Source organism: Streptomyces sp. NPDC047014 (genome assembly GCF_040644195.1).
Classification (GTDB): Bacteria; Actinomycetota; Actinomycetes; order Streptomycetales; family Streptomycetaceae; genus Streptomyces.
The window spans coordinates 79,850-93,185 of sequence record NZ_JBEYVX010000005.1; the positions used below are offsets into that span (position 1 = coordinate 79,850).

The 13,336-nt window shown below is 70.9% G+C and carries 13 protein-coding genes; 8 read left to right on the forward strand and 5 right to left on the reverse strand.

What is annotated here, in order from left to right; all coding sequences use genetic code 11:
- Positions 1-90: 90 nt before the first annotated feature.
- The 8 genes from ABZ873_RS04990 (at position 91) to ABZ873_RS05025 (ending at position 8,883) form a co-directional block, all read left to right on the forward strand.
- Entirely contained in the window at positions 91-813 is a 723-nt protein-coding gene (locus tag ABZ873_RS04990) for a YcnI family protein (protein ID WP_360865271.1), read from the forward strand.
- 43 nt (positions 814-856) lie between these two features.
- Positions 857-1,510, forward strand: a complete 654-nt coding sequence (locus ABZ873_RS04995) for an SCO family protein (protein WP_360865274.1) — start codon at positions 857-859, stop codon at positions 1,508-1,510.
- Positions 1,507-1,986 (forward strand): copper chaperone PCu(A)C, encoded by a 480-nt coding sequence (locus ABZ873_RS05000; protein WP_360865277.1) that lies wholly within the window; start codon positions 1,507-1,509, stop codon positions 1,984-1,986. Before ABZ873_RS04995 ends, ABZ873_RS05000 begins: the two co-directional genes overlap by 4 nt.
- Positions 1,987-2,008: 22 nt before the next feature.
- Complete coding sequence (locus ABZ873_RS05005; RefSeq protein WP_360865279.1) at positions 2,009-4,009, forward strand: copper resistance protein CopC; 2,001 nt, start codon at positions 2,009-2,011, stop codon at positions 4,007-4,009.
- Between the two features lie 5 nt (positions 4,010-4,014).
- A complete protein-coding gene (efeB, locus tag ABZ873_RS05010; protein ID WP_360865283.1) occupies positions 4,015-5,292 on the forward strand; it encodes an iron uptake transporter deferrochelatase/peroxidase subunit in 1,278 nt (425 codons plus the stop codon).
- Positions 5,293-5,334: 42 nt separating this feature from the next.
- Positions 5,335-6,270, forward strand: coding sequence for a prephenate dehydratase (gene pheA / locus ABZ873_RS05015; RefSeq protein WP_360865285.1), 936 nt, complete (start codon positions 5,335-5,337; stop codon positions 6,268-6,270).
- A 526-nt stretch (positions 6,271-6,796) separates the two neighbouring features.
- Entirely contained in the window at positions 6,797-8,074 is a 1,278-nt protein-coding gene (gene serS / locus ABZ873_RS05020) for a serine--tRNA ligase (RefSeq protein WP_360865288.1), read from the forward strand.
- Positions 8,071-8,883, forward strand: a complete 813-nt coding sequence (locus ABZ873_RS05025) for an HAD family hydrolase (protein WP_360865291.1) — start codon at positions 8,071-8,073, stop codon at positions 8,881-8,883. The genes serS and ABZ873_RS05025 overlap by 4 nt, the downstream gene beginning before the upstream one ends.
- 195 nt (positions 8,884-9,078) lie before the next feature.
- Here ABZ873_RS05025 and ABZ873_RS05030 read toward each other — a convergent pair whose 3' ends face one another.
- The 5 genes from ABZ873_RS05030 to ABZ873_RS05050 all read right to left on the reverse strand — a co-directional run bounded on the left by ABZ873_RS05030 (position 9,079) and on the right by ABZ873_RS05050 (position 13,322).
- A complete protein-coding gene (locus ABZ873_RS05030) occupies positions 9,079-9,714 on the reverse strand; it encodes a rhomboid-like protein (RefSeq protein WP_360865294.1) in 636 nt (211 codons plus the stop codon).
- Between the two features lie 98 nt (positions 9,715-9,812).
- Positions 9,813-10,532 carry an ABC transporter permease subunit gene (locus ABZ873_RS05035; protein ID WP_360865297.1) on the reverse strand — a complete coding sequence of 240 codons (720 nt, stop codon included), beginning with the start codon at positions 10,530-10,532 and terminating at the stop codon, positions 9,813-9,815.
- A 15-nt stretch (positions 10,533-10,547) separates the two neighbouring features.
- Positions 10,548-11,459, reverse strand: a complete 912-nt coding sequence (locus ABZ873_RS05040) for an ABC transporter ATP-binding protein (protein WP_360865300.1) — start codon at positions 11,457-11,459, stop codon at positions 10,548-10,550.
- Positions 11,456-12,343 carry an ABC transporter permease gene (locus ABZ873_RS05045; protein WP_360865303.1) on the reverse strand — a complete coding sequence of 296 codons (888 nt, stop codon included), beginning with the start codon at positions 12,341-12,343 and terminating at the stop codon, positions 11,456-11,458. The genes ABZ873_RS05040 and ABZ873_RS05045 overlap by 4 nt, the downstream gene beginning before the upstream one ends.
- Positions 12,333-13,322, reverse strand: coding sequence for an ABC transporter ATP-binding protein (locus ABZ873_RS05050; RefSeq protein WP_360865307.1), 990 nt, complete (start codon positions 13,320-13,322; stop codon positions 12,333-12,335). The genes ABZ873_RS05045 and ABZ873_RS05050 overlap by 11 nt, the downstream gene beginning before the upstream one ends.
- Positions 13,323-13,336: the final 14 nt, after the last annotated feature.

Sequence of the window (13,336 nt, forward strand, 5' to 3'; positions counted from 1 at the left end):
GGACACCCGGCGGTACGGCCGGTGCCGCGAACTCCGCGCGCGCCCGTGCGCGGAGCCACCGTCACCCCTGCTCCCGTGGAGTCTCCCGCCATGAAGACCTCTCGCGTCTCCTTCGCCGCCGCCCTCGCCGCCGGCTCCGTCCTCGTCCTGTCCGGCACCGCGTTCGCGCATGTCGGCGTCCAGCCCGGCGAGGCCGCCAAGGGCGGCTACGCGACGATCAACTTCAAGGTCCCCAACGAGCGCGACAACGCCTCGACCACCCAGCTGGAGGTCAACTTCCCGGCCGACCAGCCGCTCACCTCGGTCATGCCGCAGGACGTGCCCGGCTGGACCGTGACGGTCGAGAAGAGCAAGCTCGACAAGCCCCTCACCGTGCACGGCAAGCAGATCAACGAGGCCGTCACCAAGGTCACCTGGTCCGGCGGCAAGATCGAGCCCGGCAAGTTCCAGCAGTTCCCGCTGTCGGTCGGCAAGCTGCCGGAGAACGCCGACCGGATGGTCTTCAAGTCCCTCCAGACCTACGACAACGGCGAGGTCGTCCGCTGGATCGAGGAGGCCAAGGAGGGCGCGGCCGAACCGCAGAACCCGGCTCCCGTGCTCAAGCTGACCGCCCCCCAGACCGACGACCACCACGGCGCCGCCCCGGCCGACGGGGCCAAGAACGCCGACCAGGACGGCAAGGACGGGCACGGCCACGACGAGGCGGCCGCGGACGGCTCCGACACCACCGCGCGCGTCCTCGGCATCGCCGGCATCGTCATCGGCCTCGGCGGCGTCGCCTTCGGTATCGCCTCCCGCCGCCGCTCCGCCTGACACACCCCTCCCCGACACACCCCGATCCCAGGGACATCCCTCCATGCGCACCACACGTGTGACGGTCGCCGCGCTCCTCGCCGCGGCCGTCCTCACCCTCACCGCCTGCGGCACCGATCCCGCGCCGAGCAGCGGGGTCACCCAGATCGCGGGCGGCCAGGACAAGACCAAGGCCGCGACCGTTCTGGACCGCCCCTTCACCAAGCCGGAGCTCGTCCTCACGGACACCACCGGCAAGCCCTGGAACCTGCGCGAGCAGACCAAGGGCCGGCCGACGCTCATCTACTTCGGCTACACCAACTGCCCGGACGTGTGCCCGCTGACGATGAGCAACATCGCCGTCGCCAAGAAGGCGCTCCCGGCGGCCGACCGGGACAACCTCCAGGTCGTCTTCGTCACCACCGACCCCGAACGGGACACCCCCGAGTCCCTCGGCGCGTGGCTCAAGGCCCAGGACCCGGCGTTCGTCGGACTCACCGGGGACTTCGCCACCATCCAGGCCGCCGCCCGCGCGCTGGGCATCGGCATCGACCCGGCGAAGAAGGAGGCCGACGGCAGCGTCGTCTCCATGCACGGCGCGCAGGTCATCGCGTTCTCGCCCAAGACCGACGAGGGCTACGTCCTCTACGGCGAGGGCACGACCGTCGACAACTACACCAAGGACCTGCCGAAGCTCATCAAGGGGGAGAACCCGTGAACACCCGCACCCTCCGCACCCTGGCCGCCGCCCTCTCCCTGACGGCAGCGCTCGCCATATCCGGCTGCTCCGGCAAGAGCGAGCCCGCGATGAGCGTCAGCGGCGCCTTCATGCCCCAGCCGGTGAGCGACAAGATGGCCGGCGGGTTCATGGTCATCAAGAACGGCTCCGACTCCGCCGACAAGCTCACGGGCGCCTCCTCCCCGCTCTCCGACGATCTCCAGATCCACGAGACCAAGGACCAGAAGATGCAGCAGGTCCAAGCGATGGACGTGCCCGCGAACGGCGAGCTCCGGCTGGAGCGCGGCGGCAACCACATCATGTTCATGGGGCTCAAGAACACGCCGCAGGTCGGGGACAAGGTCACCGTCGAGCTCCGGTTCGAGAAGGCCGGCCCGGTCAAGGTCGAGCTGGACGTGAAGGAACGCACGTACAACGCGCAGACCCCGACATCCACGGCTGGCAACGGCCACTGACGGACCGAGGAACCGACACGCCATGACGGCCACCGCCCCCGCACCCTCCGCGGCCCGCGTCCGCGCCACGGCCCTGCTGCCGCGGCTCGCGCTGGTCCTCGCAGCCCTGCTGGCAACCCTGTTCACCGCGGCCTCCCCGGCCGCGGCGCACGCCGCACTCACCGCGAGCGACCCCACGGACGGGGCGGTGGTCGCCACGGCGCCCGCCCAGGTCACCCTCTCCTTCTCGGAGCAGGTGGCGATGGGCGACGACTCCATCCGCGTCCTCGACCCGCAGGGCAGGCGGGTGGACACCGGCGAGCTGCGCGACATGTGCAGCGGGAACACCGTCCGCTACGGCACCGCCCTGCACACCGGTCTGCCCGACGGCACCTACACCGTCGCCTGGCAGGCCGTCTCCGCCGACAGCCACCCCATCTCCGGCGCCTTCACCTTTTCCATCGGCGCGCCCTCGGCCACCGATGTCACCCTGCCCACCGCCCAGGCGGGGGGCGGCCCGGTGGGCATCGCCTACGGGATCGCCCGGTACGCCGCCTACGCCGGGTTCACCGTCCTGGTGGGCGGGGCGGCCTTCATCCTGCTGTGCTGGCGCCGGGGTGCCGCCGAGCGCCCGCTCCAGAAGCTGGTCGTACGGGCGTGGGTCACCCTGACCGCCGCCACCCTCGTGATGCTGATGCTGCGGACGCCGTACACCGGGTCCGGCCGGTTCGGCGACGCGTTCGACCTGGACGGGCTCCGGGCGGTCCTGGAGACCAAGACGGGCGCCTCGCTGGTCTCGCGGCTGCTCCTGCTGGGCGCCGCCGCGCTCTTCCTCGCGGTCCTCTTCGGCGTGTACGCGCGCCGCTTCCAGGAGACCGAGGCCGACGGGGGCGCCGAGGAGGCCAAGGAGACCGGTGACCTCACCTTCGGTCTGGTCATCGGCGGGGCCGTCGTCTCCGGCGGCATCGCCGCCACCTGGGCGCTCGCCGAGCACGCCTCCACCGGGATCCAGCCGGGCATCGCCATGCCGGCCGACGTCCTGCACCTGATGGCCGTCGCCACCTGGCTCGGCGGGCTGGCCGCCCTGCTGGTCGCCCTGTACAAGGTGCCCGGGATCGAGCGCGCGGCCGTCCGGCGCTTCTCCACCGTCGCCTTCGTCAGCGTGGCGGTGCTGGCCGTGACCGGGGTCTACCAGGCGTGGCGCCAGGTGGGCAGCTGGTCCGCGCTCACCGGCACGGACTACGGGCGGCTGCTCCTGGTGAAGGTCGCCCTGGTCGCCGTCCTCCTCGGGATCGCCTTCCTCTCGCGGCGATGGACCGCACGGCTGGCGGAGGCGGGCGATGTTTCACGTGAAACGGAGGCAGGGGTCACCGCCACGGCTGATGTTTCACGTGAAACAGAGGTCGAGGTGACCGCCGCGGGCGGTGTTTCACGTGAAACATCGGCGGTCACCGTCGCCGAGGACCCGGACCCCCGGCGGGCCGCCCAGCTCGCCCGGCAGCGGGCCGCCCGCGAGAACGCCCGGGAGAAGCGGGTCCGTGACGCGGACCCGGGACGGACCGGGCTGCGCCGTTCCGTCCTCGCGGAGACGGCGGTCGCCGTGGTCCTGCTCGTCGTGACCACGGTGCTCACGAGCACCGAGCCCGGCCGCACGGTGGAGAAGGAGGCCGGGAACACGGCGGGCTCCACGGCGGTCCCGGCCCGCGCCGTCAAGATCACCCTGCCCTTCGACACCGGCGGCCCGAACGGCAAGGGCTCCGTCCGGCTCGAACTCGACCCGGGCCGGGTAGGGGCGAACACCCTGCACCTGTGGGCCGAGTCCGGTGACGGCAAGCCCCTCGACCTGCCGGAGATCAAGGTCTCCTTCACCCTCGCGGCCAAGGACATCGGGCCGCTGCCGGTCGCCCCCGACCGCGCGGCCCCGGGACACTGGACCGCGTCGGGGGTCCAGCTGCCGCTCGCCGGGGAGTGGCGTATCGACGTGACCGTCCGCACCTCCGACATCGACCAGACCACCGTCCAGAAGAACGTGAAGATCGGCTGACCCGCGTGACCGAGAGCACCCCCGACATCGAGATCTCCCGACGCAGGCTGCTGGGCACCGTCGGCGCGGCCGGCGCCGCCGGGCTCGCCCTCGGCGGCGCGAGCGGTGCCCTCGCGCACGCGGCCCTCACCGACTCCGGCGGCGGATCGGCCTCCGGGGCGGCGGGCAGCCTGTCCTCCCTCGGCGCCACCCGGGTCGCCTTCGAGGGAGAGCACCAGGCGGGCATCACCACCCCGCTCCAGGCCAAGGGCCATCTCGTCGCCTTCGACCTGGCGGCGGGGGCGGGCCGTACGGAGGCGGCCGCGCTGCTGCGCCGCTGGTCCGACATCGCCCGGCGGCTGATGGCCGGGGAGAGCGCCCCGGACGCCGACAGCGGGATCGCCCTGGACGCCGGACCGTCCTCCCTGACGGTCACCTTCGGCTTCGGTCACTCCTTCTTCGAACGCACCGGCCTCACGGCCCGCCGCCCGGCGGCCCTGGACCCGCTGCCGGACTTCTCCTCCGACCGGCTCGACGACCGGCGCAGCAACGGCGACCTGTGGGTGCAGATCGGCGCGAACGACGGGCTCGTCGCCTTCCACGCGCTGCGCGCCGTCCAGAAGGCCGCGGGCGAGGCCGCCCGGATCCGCTGGCAGATGAACGGCTTCAACCGCTCCCCCGGCGCCACCAGCACCCCGATGACCGCCCGCAACCTGATGGGCCAGGTCGACGGCACCGGCAACCCGAAGCCGTCGGAGCCCGACTTCGACCGGCGGATCTTCGTACCCGGTACGGGGCCCGGCCCCGCCGAGCACGCCTGGATGGCCGGGGGCTCCTACGCCGTCATACGGCGCATCCGGATGCTGCTCGACGACTGGGACAAGCAGTCCCTGGCCCAGCAGGAGCAGGTCATCGGCCGGACCAAGGCCACCGGGGCCCCGCTGACCGGCGGCACCGAGACCACCGAGCCGGCCCTCGACAAGCTCGGCGCGGACGGCAAGCCGGTCATCGCGTCCAACGCCCACGCCCGGATCTCCGCCCCCGAGCAGAACGGCGGGGCCGCCATGCTGCGCCGCCCCTTCTCCTTCCACGACGGCATCGGGCCCGACGGCACTCCCGACGCCGGGCTCCTCTTCGTCTGCTGGCAGGCGGACCCGCTGCGCGGTTTCGTGCCCGTCCAGCGCAAGCTCGACCGCGGCGACGCGCTGTCGGCCTTCATCCGGCACGAGTCCAGCGGCCTGTACGCGGTGCCGCCCGGACCGCGTGCCGGGGAGTACGTGGGGCAGCGGCTGCTCGAAGGGTGAACAGCAGCCCGGCGGGCGGCACCCCGGCATTAGGCTGATCGCATGTCAGCCACCCGCTTCACGTATCTCGGTCCCGAGGGCACGTTCACCGAGGCCGCCCTGCGCACGCTGCCGGAGGCCGCGACCCGGGAGCTCGTCCCGATGGTGTCGGTCCCGGCCGCCCTGGACGCCGTACGGGCGGGGGAGGCGGCGGCCGCGCTGGTCCCGATCGAGAACTCCGTGGAGGGCGGGGTCACCGCCACCCTGGACGAGCTGGCCTCGGGCGAACCGCTGATGATCTACCGCGAGGTGCTGCTGCCCATCGCGTTCGCCCTGCTCGTCCGCCCGGGGACCGCCCTGTCGGACGTCAAGACGGTGACCGGGCACCCGGTGGCGCAGCCCCAGGTACGCAACTGGCTGCGGGCGCATCTGCCCGACGCGGTGTGGGAGTCGGCCGCCTCGAACGCCGACGGCGCCCGGCTGGTCCAGGAGGGCCGCTTCGACGCCGCCTTCGCGGGCGAGTTCGCCGCCGCCACCTACGGGCTGGTCCCACTGGTCACGGAGATCCACGACGCGGAGAACGCCGAGACCCGGTTCGTCCTGGTCGGACGCCCGGCCCGGCCGGCCGCGCCGACGGGGGCGGACAAGACCTCCGTGGTGCTGTGGCTCGGCGACGACCACCCCGGTGCGCTGCTGGAACTGCTCCAGGAGTTCGCGGTGCGCGGGGTGAACCTGATGCTGATCCAGTCCCGGCCCACCGGGCAGGGCATCGGCAACTACTGCTTCGCCGTCGACGCCGAGGGCCATATCTCGGACCGGCGGGTCAGTGAAGCACTGATGGGCCTCAAGCGCACCTGCCCCCAGGTCCGCTTCCTCGGTTCGTACCCGCGGGCCGGTGTCGCGCAGAGTGACGTGCGGGCTCCGCGGGCCGGTACCTCCGACGGCGATTTCACGGCAGCCTCCGACTGGCTGGCACGCTGCCTCGACGGCCGGGCCTAGGCTTCGTCCACTGTCCACAGAGTTATCCACAGGCCGAGAAGGAAACCTGGGGACAAGTCGACACGGCAACCCGACAAGGTCGACAAATCGGCCAGGTGGCCCAGGTTTCGCGCTGGCAAGCGGTGGGTGAACGCTGTCACCCCCGCATCGCCGATCAACTCTTTGGAGCGAGCCTTTCCCACCCGAATGAGTGTGTGAGGGTGGTTTGAACCCTGATTCGACCCGGCGGACCACCGATCAGGAATGATCTATTCCTGTATCCACAGAGGAAGCGCACAGCCTGTGGATAAGCTGCGGGTGGGGACAATTCCTGTGGACAAGAACCCCCTCCCGCCCTGCTCAGGACGGGCCGGAGCCGTCGGCATTGTGCCCCTTTCCGGGGAATGGCACCGCTTTTATTGACGGGCCGGCAAGGGCCACTTCCGGTCAACGATCAAGACTTATGCATTCGTTGCAATTGCGACATAGCGACACGCAGCGTGATATCGGTGTGATCCGATCAGGCCCCGCCCGGTAGCCTGGAGGGGTGATTGACCTCCGGCTGCTCCGTGAAGACCCTGACCGTGTCCGCGCCTCGCAGCGCGCCCGTGGAGAGGACGTCGAGCTCGTCGATGCCCTGCTCTCCGCCGACGAGCGCCGCAGGTCCTCCGGCATGCGCTTCGACGAACTGCGCAACGAGCAGAAGTCGCTCGGCAAGCTCATCCCGAAGGCGTCCCCCGAGGAGCGGGCCGAGCTGCTGAAGAAGGCCGAGCAGCTCAAGCAGGACGTCAAGGCGGCCGAGGCCGAGCAGAACGAGGCCGACGAGGCCGCCAAGAAGCTCCTCCTCCAGCTCGGCAACATCGTGCACGAGGACGTCCCGGTCGGCGGCGAGGAGGACTTCACCGTCCTGGAGACGCACGGCACCGTCCGCGACTTCGCGGCCGAGGGCTTCGAGCCCCGGGACCACCTGGAGCTCGGCGAGCTGCTGGGCGCCATCGACGTCGAGCGCGGCGCGAAGGTCTCGGGCTCGCGCTTCTACTACCTGACGGGTGTCGGCGCCCTGCTGGAACTGGCGCTGGTCAACGCCGCCATCGCCCAGGCCACCGAGGCCGGCTTCATCCCGATGCTGACCCCGGCGCTGGTCCGCCCGCGCGCCATGGAGGGCACCGGCTTCCTCGGCCAGGCCGCGGAGAACGTGTACCACCTGGAGAAGGACGACTACTACCTGGTCGGCACCTCCGAGGTCCCGCTCGCCGCCTACCACATGGACGAGATCCTGGAGGGCGACCAGCTGCCGCTGCGGTACGCGGGCTTCTCCCCGTGCTTCCGCCGCGAGGCCGGCACGTACGGCAAGGACACCCGCGGCATCTTCCGCGTCCACCAGTTCGACAAGGTCGAGATGTTCTCGTACGTCGCGCCGGAGGACGCCGAGGCCGAGCACCAGCGGCTCCTGGAGTGGGAGAAGCAGTGGCTGAACAGCCTGGAGCTGCCTTTCCAGGTGATCGACGTCGCCACCGGTGACCTCGGGTCCTCCGCCTCGCGCAAGTTCGACTGCGAGGCGTGGATCCCGACCCAGGGCAAGTACCGCGAGCTGACCTCCGCCTCGAACTGCGACAGCTTCCAGGCCCGCCGCCTGTCGGTGCGCTACCGGGACGGCAAGAAGACCCAGCCGCTGGCGACGCTCAACGGCACCCTGTGCGCCGTGCCCCGCACCATCGTCGCACTCCTGGAGAACCACCAGCTGCCCGACGGCTCGGTCCGGGTGCCCCAGGCGCTCCGCCCGTACCTCGGCGGCCGCGAGGTGCTGGAGCCGATCGCCAAGTGAGCCCGGCACCGTTCCCCTACAAGCTCGTCGCCACCGATCTGGACGGCACGCTGCTGCGCGGCGACGACACCGTCTCGGAACGCACCCGTGAAGCGCTCGTCGCGGCCACCGCGGCGGGCGCGGCGCACATCGTCGTCACCGGCCGTGCCGTGCCGTGGACGCGGCATGTGCTGGACGATCTCGGCTACAAGGGGATCGCCGTCTGCGGGCAGGGCGCCCAGGTCTACGACGCGGGTGCCCACCGGCTGCTGACCTCGGTGACCCTGGACCGGCAGCTGGCCGGTCTGGCGCTGTCCAAGCTGGAGGCCGAGGTCGGTCCGCTGGCCCTGGCGGCCAGCCGGGACGGGGTGGACGGCGAGGTCCTCTTCGGTCCCGGGTACCGGGTGCAGGAGGGCCTGCCGGCCCTCTACCTGGAGGACACCGCGGCCGTGTGGACGGCTCCGCTCAACAAGCTCTACATCCAGCACCCGGAGCTGGACGACGACGCCCTCGTCGACGTGGCCCGGCAGACCGTGGGCAACCTGGTCGACGTGGTCATGGCCGGCCAGGGCATCGTCGAGATACTGCCGCTGGGGCTGACGAAGGCCACCGGCCTGTCGCTGGCGGCCCGCCGGCTCGGGGTGAAGGCGGCGGACACCATCGCCTTCGGCGACATGCCCAACGACATCCCGATGTTCGGCTGGGCGGCGCACGGTGTGGCCATGGCCAATGCCCACGCGGAGCTCAAGACGGTGGCCGACGAGGTGACGACCTCCAACGAGGAGGACGGCATCGCCGTGGTGCTGGAACGTCTGCTGGGCGCCGCGTAGCACGGCCCGTAGAAGGGCCCGTAGAACGACACTTAGAACGGCCCGTTCGGACGGACGAGAGGTCCGGGGCAGCCCGCGCCGCCAGGCGCGCTCGAAGTGGCTGCCCCGGACCTTTTGTTGCTCCCCGCACTCGTCACTCTGCCCCGGCGGGGGGACCCGTACCAGCGAATTTCCCCGCATCAGCCGTGAAACAGCTCATGTTTCACGTGAAACAACGTGGCGGGTGAGCGGCCACGAGAGGAGTCCGACGGAGACCGCGATCGCGTGGCCCAGGTCGGTGAAGGTGCCGCCGGTGGCGAGGGGGAGTCCGAAGAAGGCCAGGACCCCTGCCAGGTAGAACCACTTCCAGGGGCTGGGGAGCCGGTAGGTGAGGACTCCGATGGAAGCCGCCAGGCCGTAGCTGACGCCGATGTCGACCACATGGGTCATGCTGCGCGGGGCCCGGTGGTCCCGGATGGCCGTCAGGAGGACCTGCTGGCTGATCAGCGTGGCGACGACATGGGCGCTGGCCACGATCACGAGCCAGCGCAGGGTGCCGAGCCAGCGTTCCACGGGGGCGTGGAAGAGCTCGAAGAGCACGGCGTAGAGGGCCAGGGAGGCCGGGTTCTCGATCCAGAACGCGCTGCTGAGGAGCGCCCGGACGGGGTGCTGGACGAGCTGGTGGATATTGCTGCTGTTGCGGTGGAGCAGGACCCGTTCGGTCTGTTCGGGCGCGATCACGACGACCAGGCTCGTCACGGCGATGACCAGCAGCCAGAGGTGCGTTCCGGGCGAGGAACGTATCCAGGACCGCAGGGGCCTGGACGGCTCCGGGTCGGGGTGCTCGATCATGCACCGATGATGACCCGCGAAGCTGTGCCCCGCCCGGCCGGTGGGCCGGGCGGGGCACGGTGTACGGGGCTCCCCGCGACGGTGCCGCGGGGAGCGTTCTACTCCTCGCCGGCCAGGGTGAGGCGGCGCAGCTTCTGGCCCGCGTAGACGGTGGCTCCGACGGTGACAGCGACGAGCAGGGAGACGGCGGTGGGCAGGCCCACGCTCGCGTCGACGTACCCCTCCCCGGCGACCTTCTCCGCGAGGGCCAGGGACCACTGCTGCACGCTGAGGGTCTTGGCACCGGAGACCAGGCTGCCGAAGAGCGACTCCCAGATGAGGGCGTAGACCAGGCCGAAGACCACCGCGTGCCGGCTGACGGTGCCCAGCAGCAGGAACAGCGCGCTGTAGGCGATCGAGGCGACGAGGGCGGCGATCGTGTAGGCGACGGCGATCTGCTGGCCGTTGCCGTTGAGGATGAACCCGGCGATGAGCGTCGGGATCGCGGAGAAGGCCATGGTGACGGCGATCGCCACGAAGAGCTTGGTCATGATGATCGTCGGGCGCTTCACCGGCTTGGCGAGCAGGTAGACGATCGAGCCGTCGTCGATCTCGGGCCCGATGGCTCCGGTACCGGCGATGACACCGATCAGCGGCACCATCGTGGCCAGCGCGAAGCCTCCGAGGAGGTCCGCGGCGACCTTGTCGTCGACGCCGACGAAGGCCCGGACGACGAGCGAGATGACGATCAGCAGGGCGGGCAGGATGAAGAGGATCAGCGCGCGGCGCCGGCCCAGCAGGGCCCGGTAGGTGAGCCGGGCGACGGTGGGTTCGTACATGGGTGCCAGCTCCTTTCAGGCCGTGACGAGGTAGGAGAAGACGGATTCGAGGGATTCGTCGGAGGGCGAGACCGTCAGCAGCCGGATGCCGTTGCGGCGGGCCACGACGGGCAGCAGCTCGGTGAACCGGCCGAAGTCGACGGCCTGGATGCGCAGCGCCCCCTCCTTCAGGTCCACCTCGATACCGGCCGTGGACGGGTCCGCGATCAGGGCCGCGGCGAGGGCCCGGTCGTCGGAGGAGCGCACCAGGTAGCGGTGCGGGCGGTCCGTCATCAGGCGGCGGATCTTGCGGAAGTCGCCGGAGGCGGCGTGCCGTCCGGCCACGACCACCTCGATGTGCGAGGCGAGCTGCTCGACCTCCTCCAGGATGTGGGAGGAGAACAGGACGGTGCGCCCCTCGTCGCCCATGCGCCGCAGCAGGTCCATCAGCTGCATGCGCTGGCGGGGGTCCATGCCGTTGAACGGCTCGTCCAGCAGGAGTACGGACGGGTTGTGGACCAGGGCGGAGGCCATCTTCACGCGCTGGCGCATGCCCTTGGAGTACGTGGAGATCTTGCGGTCCTGCGCGTACTCCATCTCGACGGTGGCGAGCGCGCGCTGGGCGGCCGCGTCGTCGAGGCCGTGCAGCTCGGCGTTGGCGACGACGAACTCGCGGCCGGTGAGGAAGTCGTACATCGCCTCGCGCTCGGGCACGACGCCGACCTGCGTGTAGACCTGCTCGTTGCGCCAGATCGGGGCGCCGTCGAGGGTGACCGTGCCGGTGGAGGGGGCGAGGAAGCCGCCCATCATGTTGATGAGGGTGGACTTGCCCGCGCCGTTGGGGCCCAGCAGGCCCGTCACGCCGGGGCCGATGGTCATGGTCACGTCGTTGACGGCGACGACGTTGCCGAACCAGCGGGAGACGTGGTCGATCTCGATGGTGGTCACAGCCCGGCCTTCCGGTAGCGGGCCATCAGGGCGGCGTAGGAGCCGGCGATCAGGCCGAGGACGACGAGCAGGTACACGAGGCCGGTACCGGTGGAGGGGGCCTCCCCACCGGGGAAGGCGGTGGTGGCGCCGAGGAAGGCGCTCTGGACCCCGTCGATCAGGGTGACCGGCGAGAACAGGCCCATCCACTCGATGGCCTCGGGGTTGCCGGTGTTGTAGGCGATGCCCTGCACTGCGGTGACCGCGCCGAAGGGGATGAGGAGTACGGCGATGATGGCGGCGACACCGAAGCCGCGGCGCGGGGTGAGCGCGGCCATCACCAGGCCGATCCCGGAGAAGAGCAGCGACAGGAGCAGCACCGACACGAGTCCCTGCCCGAATCCCTTGGTCTGGTCGGAGAAGTCGAACTTGGCCAGGAGCGAGCCGATCCACATGATCAGCAGCGGGGTGGCGGTGAGGATGAACATGGCCGAGGCCATGGCCGCGTACTTGGCCACCACGTAGTCGACGCGCTCGATGGGCCGCGAGAAGTACAGCGGCACCGTCTTGAAGCGCAGGTCCCGCGAGACGGACTGCGGTGCCTGCGAGGCGACGTAGAGGCCGATGATCACCTGGGTGGTCAGGGCGTACGTCGTGTACTTGATCGGCAGGTCGGAGGAGCCCGGGACCGCGATGGCCACCGCCACGATGATCAGTGCGGGGACACACATCACCGCGAAGAGGATCATCGGGAGGACCTTGGACTTGGCGGAGCGGCCGAGTCCGTAGGCGCCGCGCAGGGACTGCGAGAACAGCGACTTGCGGGCGTAGGCGCGGCCGAGCCGCGGTCCGTCGTAGGACCGGTAGCCGATGTTGTGGATCTGCGTGGACGATTCATGCGCCATCGGAACCGGCTCCCTTCTGCTGGGCGGTGTGCGCGGAGGGGTCGTTGTCGCGGAAGACCTCCGCGATGTGGTGGCGGCGCTGTTCCATGCGGACCAGGCCGAGGCCGAGCTCCGCGACGGTGTCGCGGATGGTGTCGTACGTCTCCTCGCCGGCGGCCTCGACCAGCAGGATGTGGCCGGCGCCGGGCAGGCCCTGCTCGGTGCCCAGGTGCAGGCTGAGGCCCGCCTCGGTGAGCGCCTTGCGCAGGGAGGCGCTGCCGTCCGGGTGGGCGTCGGAGTCGGTGACCTCGACCGCGAGGGTCGCCGTGGTCTGGGTGAAGTCGCTGGTGGAGCTGGAGCGCAGCAGCTTGCCGCCGTCGACGACGACCACGTGGTCGCAGGTCCGCTCCAGCTCGCCGAGCAGGTGGGAGGTGACCAGGACGGAGATGCCGAAGTCCGTGTAGACGCGGCGGATCAGGCCGAGCATCTCGTCGCGGCCGACGGGGTCCAGGCCGTTGGTCGGCTCGTCGAGCAGGACCAGCTGGGGGTCGTGCACGAGCGCCTGGGCCAGCTTGACGCGCTGCTTCATGCCGGTGGAGTAGCCGCCGATGGGGCGGTAGCGCTCCTCGTACAGCCCGACATGGCGCAGGGTGTCGGCGGTGCGCTCGCGGGCGGCGCTCGGCGACAGGCCCGACATGCGCGCCATGTGGACGACGAACTCGGTGGCCGAGACGTCGGGCGGCAGGCAGTCGTGCTCGGGCATGTAGCCGACGCGCTCGCGGATGGCACCGCCGTGCGTGGCGACGTCGAGGCCGAGCACGGCGGCGCTGCCTTCGGTGGCGGGGGACAGTCCCAGCAGAATCTTGATCAGCGTGGACTTGCCGGCTCCGTTGGCGCCCACGAGGCCGGTCACGCCGGGCCCGATGTCCAGGGAGAGCCGGTCGATGGCGGTCACTCGGGGGTACCGCTTGCTCAGGCTTTCGGTCGCGATGACAGTCACAGGAGCGACGTTAG